We start from the raw sequence: 6,619 nt of genomic DNA, 5'->3' as shown, positions 1-6,619 counted from the left end.
GGGCCGGGCAGGAGCCGGGCTGCCAGGCCGAGCCGAGCCGAGCCGGGCGGAGCCGCCAGCCCGCCCGCCCGCCAGCCGGGCCGGGCTGGTGCCGGGCGGGTGCCGGGCGGAGTTGCCGGCCCGGGGCCCCCTTGGATCCGAAGGACCGAACATGGTTAAATTTGGACTAACTTACAGAACGAGTCGTATCGTTCAATTGCCTGTGCCGCCCGACCGCCGGCCGGTGCGTACCACCTCGACGAACGAGAAGATAAATGGGACAGAAGAGGAACCTCCAGCAGGTGTCGGACCGTTTCGGCACACACACCCGGGACCTTGACGCACGCGAGCGGATCCTCTCCATGACCTTGCGCATGCTGGCCCGCGACGGCTACTCCAAGCTGACCATCGGCGGAGTCGCCACCGAGGCACGCGTCGGGAAAGCCACGATCTACCGGTCCTGGCCCAACAAACCGGCCCTCGTCCTGGACGCCGTACGCGAGGAACTCCCCGCCATACCCGACCAGGACACCGGCGACAGCAAAGCCGAACTGATCGCCGTCGCCCACGCCCTGGCCGACCTGTACTGCTCACAGAAAATACGACACGCGCTCCCCGCACTCCTGACCGACGTCGCGGACGACACAGGCCTACGGCACTACCTCACCGAAAACCTGATCGAGGGCCGCAAAGCATCCTCCCACCAAGTCCTGTCCCGAGCGGTGGACCGCCAACTCCTGCCACCCGACACCGACATCTCACTCGTCCTGGACTCCTGGGCCGGAACCATCCTCTTCCGCAGCCTGTTCTTCGAGGAAAACCTCGACGACGACACCGTCCACCGCATGGTCGAAGCCACCCTCACCTCCCCACCCCGCCTCCCCACCACCTAACACCCCCAACCCACCCCACGCACCGACCCCACCCACATCCTCGACGAGGGAACGGACGGGGTCGTTACGAAGGCAGGTTGCAGGCCAGGCCTATGATCCGGCCGTGGCGAAAAATCGAACCCCCTGAAATCCTGGTCCAGCTCCAACGCGCATCCGATGAGGCGCACGCCGCCGTCCGTGACAACCCCTCCCCGGAGGCGTGGGAGACCTGGCGGGAACGGGCAGCCGAAGTGCAGGCGGCGGTGACCCTCTACGCGGCGGAGGCCGGAGAGTTGCGGAATGCCGTGGAGGCTGCCGTGAAGAAGGCCGTGCGGTATCCCGAGTCGGCCGGCTAGTAGCAGGGCGGCCACGGCCGATGCGGGCCGTGCCGGCCATCGAGGCGATCACCACCGCTCGGCGCCGTCGGACACCGTGGGCAGGGCGCCGCCCGTCACGGCGGCGCGGTGACCTCCACGCTCCCCCTACGGCGCGCACCTCGGTGCCGCCGCAGTCGGCAGCGTGTCCCACGGCCGGTCCCGCTCCGCTGGGTCGACGGGGTGATCCCACCGCAGCTGCCCGCGGTCCACTCGGCGCCGTACCGCACAGCACATCCGCGGACTCCGGCGGCCACTCCCCGGGTCCTGATCGTCCATGGCCGGGAGCGGTGGCTCGTCCCTCGGGGCCCTCCGTGTCAGGCCACCAGCTCGTAGATGCTCCGCGCCGTCAGCCACAGGCCGGCGAGCAGGGAGAGCGCGACGATCAGCTGCTCCAGCCAAAGCGGCCGACAAGCCCGCCGGAAGCATTTGGGTAAAATATTACAAATAGAGCTGAATGATGCCCCTCGCTCTCCTTCACACATCAGGGAGCGCAAGCGATGGATCCTTGGCTGATCTGGTTGATCACCGCAGTTGTGCTGGGCGTGGCGGAGGTCTTCACGCTCACCGCAGCCCTCGGGTTGCTCGGCGGCGCCGCGCTGATCGCTGCCGCGGCCGCAGCAGTCGGCGTCCCGCTCGGGTGGCAATTCGTCGTGTTCGCGGTCGCGGCGACGGTCGGCGTCGCGTTCGTGCGGCCGGCCGCCCGCCGCCTCCTCATTCCGTCACCAGGTGAACGCTTCGGCGTCGACGCCCTGGTCGGTGGATCCGCGTACGTCACCAGCGAAGTGACGGCCCACAGCGGCCGGGTCCGCATCGGCGGTGAGGAGTGGTCCGCCTGCGCCTACGACGAGACCCTGGTGATTCCTCCCGGCGCGACCGTCGACGTCATAGAGATCAAAGGCACCACTGCGCTCGTCTATCCCCGGGAGTGACCATGGAAGCATCGGCGTTCCTCATCGTCGGCCTTCTCCTCGCGGTGTTCGCGGTCTTCACCGTGATCCGCGCGGTCCGCATCGTCCCTCAGGCCCGCGCCCGCAACGTCGAACGCCTCGGCCGCTACCACCGCACCCTCAAGCCCGGGCTCAACGTCGTCATCCCCTACATCGACCGGGTCTACCCGGAGATCGACCTGCGCGAGCAGGTCGTCTCCTTCCGGCCTCAGCCGGTCATCACGGAGGACAACCTGGTCGTCGAGATCGACACCGTCCTGTACTTCCAGGTCACCGACCCCCGCGCGGCTGCCTACGAGATCGCCAACTTCCTCCAGGCAGTGGAACAGCTGACCGTCACCACTCTGCGCAACGTCGTCGGGTCCATGGACCTGGAGAAGACGCTGACCTCCCGGGACACGATCAACAACCAGCTTCGCGGTGTGCTCGACGACGCCACCGGCAAATGGGGGCTCAGGGTCAACCGGGTGGAGATCAAGGCCATCGACCCCCCGCAATCCATCAAGGACGCGATGGAGAAGCAGATGCGCGCCGAGCGGGACAAGCGGGCTGCCATCCTCGGAGCGGAGGGACAGCGCCAGTCCCAGATCCTCACGGCGGAAGGCGACAAACAGGCAGCGGTCCTGCGCGCCGAAGGCAACCGCACCGCCGACATCCTCAAGGCCGAGGGCCAGTCCCGCGCCATCGACGAGGTGTTCCAAGCCGTCCACCGAAACGATCCCGACCCGAAATTGCTCGCCTACCAGTACCTCCAGACGCTCCCCCAGCTTGCGCAGAGCCCCGGCAACACGTTCTGGGTGATACCCGGCGAGGTCACCTCCGCCCTCCACAGCGTCTCCCGCGCGTTCACCGAAGCCCTGCCCCAGTCCACCGCCACGCGTGCGGCACCTTCCGACGACCCGGCCGTCCAGGCGGCGAACGACGCGGCCAAGGCGGCCGAAGCCGCTGCGGAGGCCCTCGCCGACGCTGCGGAAGCGGACGGTCAGTCCGGAGGCCCGGCGCGGCAGATCCTCCGGGCGGGCGGCGATGCCGGCGCGACGTCAGGGTCCGGGCCGTCGGACGACGACCTCTGAGAACAAACCCTTTGCCGAGGAACCGATGGTCCGGTTAAATTCGCCCAAGCCGTCCATGTCCTTTCGGGCCGGCTCTGTCGACGAGGAGGTGTGGAGCACATGCGCACGAGTGCCCAGCAGGTGAGCCCGCGTACCCACCCTTGCCACCTCCTCACGACGGAGACACCTTGTCGCTTCGCATCACCCCGCTGACCGACCCCGCCCACGGGGCGCACAGCCGACGCCTTGCATGGCTGGCATCCGACGCCGATTCCATCCCGGTTGGGACGGCCTTTCTGCGCCTGTTCGATGGCGGACAAGAGCATTTGGCCGAACTGACCCTCCACGTCCATCCCGCGGAGCGCCGCGTGGGCGTCGGCTCCAGACTCCTCGACACCGCCGTCGCCGCCGCCCGGGACAACGCCCGACGCTGCGTCAGCGCGCAGGCCGAGGTCGGATCTCCCGGCCATCACTTCCTGCCGGCCCAAGGCTTCCGCAAGGTGCTCACCTTGACATTCGCCCGCTTGCCACTGGCCGATGCGGACCGCACCGCCCTCGCCGAGGTCATCGAGCGTTCGCACCCCGGCTATCGGCTGGCGTCATGGCAGGGAACCGTCCCCGACGACCTCGCCCAGACGTTCGCCGCCTCACGTCGCGCCATGGACGACATGCCCATGGAAGACACCGACCACGGCACCGTTACCTGGGACGTGGACCGGGTCCGGGCCGCAGCGAAGGCCGTTCAAGACCGCGGAGACCATCTGCACACGGTCGTCGCCATCGACACGACCGACGACTCGATCGCCGGGTTCACCGAACTCGTCGTCCCCGGGAACGGCACGGGTGATGGCCAGCACTACGGCACCGGGGTGCTGCCCGAGCACCGCGGACACGGCCTCGGGCGATGGATGAAGGCCGAGTCGATCCGACAAGCCCAGGGGCGTTATCCAGACCTCGGCGGCCTCCTGACCGACACCGCCGACAGCAACACGCACATGAGACGCATCAGCGACCGCCTCGGCTACGTGCCCACACACACGACAGTCCACTATCAGCTCGACCTGTAGAGATGAGACGACGGGCCGGACCTGGGCATCACCTGGTCCGGCCCGTCGGCACTTTCACAACAGGCCCGAGTGGCGAGTGGTCCCGGTCCTCAAGGGCGCGGCGGCAGGCGGCGGTTGGCCGAGCAGAGAACTTCGCCGTCACCCTCGGCGCCCGCCCGCACCGGACAGCGCCCTAGCCATCCTGACCTGCGGCGAGTGGGTGAGCCCCTTCAGGCTTCGATGTACACCACGATCGTGATGGTCCGCAGGGCGGTCACGTAGTAGATCACCCGTACCCCGTCGATCTCGTCCGCGTAGTCGCGCAGCAGGGTGCCGGGTACTTCGGTGCCCAGTTGGGGGTTGACGCTGATGGCTACGATCGCGCGGTCCAGGCGGTGCGTCTCGTTCGCCGTGAGCTTGGCCAGCTGGGTGAGGGCGGGCTCCACCATGACGACGCGCGAGCGGCGGACCGAGGGGTCAGGCGACACGGGGCTGCCCGTCCGCGAGGCGGGCGAGGTGGGCGTCGCGGGCGGTCTCCCACAGCATGCCGGTCTCCGGGGCGGGGTAGCCGTGGGCGGCGATGTCTTCCAGCACCGAGGCGAGGACGTCGACCTTCGCCCGCTGGTCGGCCGCGTACGCGAGGACGGACGCGGCAGCATGCTCGTCGAGGGGCAAGCGATCGGGCACGGGCGCCGTGGCCGGCTGCTGACTCATCCGGGACTCCTGCACTGTCATCTGGCGTGGTGTCACCACGGTATCGCCCGGCCCGCGAACCAGGAGCCGCTCCGGCAAAACCGGGAACCGACAGCGCCGATGTCGTGGTGCGCGTCCCCATCCGTCCCGCGCGGTCAGGGGCAAACAAGGCCTTGGAGCGGGTCGCCCCGAGCCCGGTGGCCACGGATGGTCCTCGGAGCCCTTGACCGAGTTCACGTAACGCCTGCGGAAATCAGCACATTCCGGGTTGTTCAACCCTATGGTGGCCTGGTGAACGGCCATCAGCGAGTGCGCGATGACGAGGGGAGCGCGACCCGGGTCCTCGCGCTGTCGGACGGTGTCTTCGCCATCGCGATGACGCTGCTGGCGCTGGACATCTCCCTGCCCGGCGAACTGGACCCGGCCGGTTTCGAAGAGGCGCTGAGGGAGGTGATTCCGAACCTGTGGGCGTACGCCCTCAGCTTCGTGGTCATCGCAGCGTTCTGGCGGGGCCACCATCAGGTCTTCCGCTACGTGCGGGAGGTGGACGGGACGGTCCTCAAGCTCGGGCTGCTGAACCTGGGGCTGATCGCCCTGATGCCGTTCCCCACCACGCTGCTGGCCGAGTACGGGGACCGACCGCAGTCGGTGGCGGTCTACTCCGGCGCTGTCGCGGCCATCGGGGCCGCACAGCTCGCGCTGACGGTCGTGCTGTGGAAGCGCCCCTGGCTCAGCAGTACGGCGATGCCCGATCCCGTGGCGCGCAACGATGTGCTCGATCTGGCGTCGATGGTGCTGGTCTTCGCCGTAGCCGTGCCGCTGGCCTTCGTCTCCCCGACGGCCGCGCAGCTGTGGTGGGCGGCGCTCATTCCGGCGAAGGTGGTGCTGGGGCAGCGGGGCAAGCGCCTGCGGGCGGCCACCCAACCGTCTCGCGACTCGGGCGGCTGAGGCGTCCAGGCACGGTGTGAAACGCCGTTCGAGGAAAGACGGGTGTCGCGCCTCAGGGGGTCCCGCAGGCGCGGCTCCTACGTTCGGCTGCCATGACGTACGTACCGGTGATCGCGCTGCCGGCTCCACCCGCCCACCACCCTCGCCGGGCTCGGCGGAGGGCCGGGGCCGGGCCGTGCCGACCGCCGGGTCACCGAAGAGGGCGCGCCGACGCGCCCTCTGCCCTGTGGCCGGGCAGGTCACCGGTCCACGCCACCGCGTCTACTCGCCAGCGTGGACCGGGCCTTGGGGGTGGTGCCGGATCAGGCGTTGAGGCAGGTGTTGCCGAATGACGGGTTCAGCAGCCCGATGATGCTGACGGTGTTGCCGCAGGCGTTGACCGGGATGTGGATGGGCACCTGGATGAGGTTGCCCGAGCCCACGCCCGGCGAGTACGCGGCCACACCCCGCGCATCCGCGTCGGCGGAGGCCACCGACGCGCCGCCGATCACCACCGCACCGGCTGCCAGTGCCACGGCCAGACCTCGTCGCACACGAACCATGTGAACTACCTCCAGAAAGGGTGCCTCGGCTGCGCGGAGAGCCCGCACGGCCGGCGCGGGAGCCGGAGCCTTCCGGCTTCCCGTGCACGGCGTCTTCGCCGCGGGCCGCCCGCGGGTTTGGCCACCACGGCCCAGTTCCCCCGAACGGGGCAGTCCCGAGCGG

Annotated in this window: 9 protein-coding genes; 6 read left to right on the top strand and 3 right to left on the bottom strand. The window is 69.2% G+C overall.

What is annotated here, in order from left to right; all coding sequences use genetic code 11:
• The first annotated feature begins 254 nt into the window (after nucleotides 1-254).
• The 5 genes from ACWGIU_RS25655 to ACWGIU_RS25635 all read left to right on the top strand — a co-directional run bounded on the left by ACWGIU_RS25655 (nucleotide 255) and on the right by ACWGIU_RS25635 (nucleotide 4,294).
• Nucleotides 255-872, top strand: a complete 618-nt coding sequence (locus ACWGIU_RS25655; protein WP_453709504.1) for a TetR/AcrR family transcriptional regulator — start codon at nucleotides 255-257, stop codon at nucleotides 870-872.
• Nucleotides 873-949: 77 nt separating this feature from the next.
• Nucleotides 950-1,207 carry a hypothetical protein gene (locus tag ACWGIU_RS25650; RefSeq protein WP_453709502.1) on the top strand — a complete coding sequence of 86 codons (258 nt, stop codon included), beginning with the start codon at nucleotides 950-952 and terminating at the stop codon, nucleotides 1,205-1,207.
• A 518-nt stretch (nucleotides 1,208-1,725) separates the two neighbouring features.
• On the top strand, nucleotides 1,726-2,157 hold the full coding sequence (locus ACWGIU_RS25645; RefSeq protein ID WP_453709500.1) for an NfeD family protein: 432 nt from the start codon (nucleotides 1,726-1,728) through the stop codon (nucleotides 2,155-2,157).
• Between the two features lie 2 nt (nucleotides 2,158-2,159).
• Nucleotides 2,160-3,248: an SPFH domain-containing protein gene (locus tag ACWGIU_RS25640; RefSeq protein WP_453709498.1), complete on the top strand. Its 1,089-nt coding sequence runs from the start codon at nucleotides 2,160-2,162 to the stop codon at nucleotides 3,246-3,248.
• Nucleotides 3,249-3,415: 167 nt separating this feature from the next.
• Nucleotides 3,416-4,294 (top strand): GNAT family N-acetyltransferase, encoded by an 879-nt coding sequence (locus ACWGIU_RS25635; protein ID WP_453709496.1) that lies wholly within the window; start codon nucleotides 3,416-3,418, stop codon nucleotides 4,292-4,294.
• A gap of 209 nt (nucleotides 4,295-4,503) precedes the next feature.
• Here the strand turns inward: ACWGIU_RS25635 and ACWGIU_RS25630 are convergent, their stop codons facing one another.
• Together ACWGIU_RS25630 and ACWGIU_RS25625 are read right to left on the bottom strand one after the other, a co-directional pair.
• The gene (locus ACWGIU_RS25630; protein WP_453709494.1) at nucleotides 4,504-4,761 is read right to left on the bottom strand and encodes a hypothetical protein; all 258 of its coding nucleotides are present in this window, start codon (nucleotides 4,759-4,761) and stop codon (nucleotides 4,504-4,506) included.
• A complete protein-coding gene (locus tag ACWGIU_RS25625; RefSeq protein WP_453709492.1) occupies nucleotides 4,751-4,987 on the bottom strand; it encodes a hypothetical protein in 237 nt (78 codons plus the stop codon). Before ACWGIU_RS25625 ends, ACWGIU_RS25630 begins: the two co-directional genes overlap by 11 nt.
• A 267-nt stretch (nucleotides 4,988-5,254) precedes the next feature.
• Between ACWGIU_RS25625 and ACWGIU_RS25620 the strand changes: the two genes are divergently transcribed.
• Entirely contained in the window at nucleotides 5,255-5,914 is a 660-nt protein-coding gene (locus ACWGIU_RS25620) for a TMEM175 family protein (RefSeq protein WP_453709506.1), read from the top strand.
• Nucleotides 5,915-6,216: 302 nt separating this feature from the next.
• Here the strand turns inward: ACWGIU_RS25620 and ACWGIU_RS25615 are convergent, their stop codons facing one another.
• A complete protein-coding gene (locus ACWGIU_RS25615; RefSeq protein WP_453709490.1) occupies nucleotides 6,217-6,456 on the bottom strand; it encodes a chaplin in 240 nt (79 codons plus the stop codon).
• Nucleotides 6,457-6,619 lie beyond the last annotated feature (163 nt).

This window comes from Streptomyces sp. NPDC054840 (genome assembly GCF_053611065.1).
Note: the sequence above shows the minus strand (reverse complement) of the source record. Positions and strands in the feature narration are given on the sequence as shown.